Annotated in this window: 1 protein-coding gene; it reads right to left on the bottom strand. The window is 55.6% G+C overall.

Translation table 11 applies throughout. The annotated features are described in order from the left end of the window. A partial coding sequence (locus MoGM_RS05605; RefSeq protein WP_146078655.1) for a sigma 54-interacting transcriptional regulator occupies positions 1-505 on the bottom strand: 505 nt, incomplete at both ends.

Genomic DNA, 505 nt, shown 5'->3' with positions numbered 1-505 from the left:
ATGATTTTCTGACGAAGCTCGCGGACATTGCCCGGCCACGCATGGGTCAGCAATGCCTTGCGGGCTTCTCCGTCAAAACCGATGACATCGCATTCCAGTTCCCGGTTCGCAATTTCACGAAAGAACTCAGCCAAAGGCATGACATCCTCCTGGCAGTCGCGCAACGGCGGGACGGTTATCTCGAAGTCGTGCAGGCGGTACAACAAGTCCTGCCGGAAACGCTTTTCATTGACCGCCTTCTCCAGATCCTCGTTGGTGGCAGCGATGATACGGACATTGAAATTTTTGTCCGTTCTGTCACCTATCGGGCGGTATCTCCGTTCTTGTATAGCACGCAGAAGCATCTGCTGGGTTTCCAGTGCGAGGTTGCCCACCTCGTCCAAAAACAGCGTGCCGCCTTCGGCTTCATGGAAATAGCCTTTCTTGGCACTGTCCGCACCAGTGAACGCCCCTCTGACGTGTCCGAAGAAAGCCGACGGCGCAAGCTCTTTGGTGAGCGAACCGC

This window comes from Prevotella sp. MGM1 (genome assembly GCF_002933775.1).
In the GTDB taxonomy this organism is placed as follows: domain Bacteria; phylum Bacteroidota; class Bacteroidia; order Bacteroidales; family Bacteroidaceae; genus Prevotella.
Note: the sequence above shows the minus strand (reverse complement) of the source record. Positions and strands in the feature narration are given on the sequence as shown.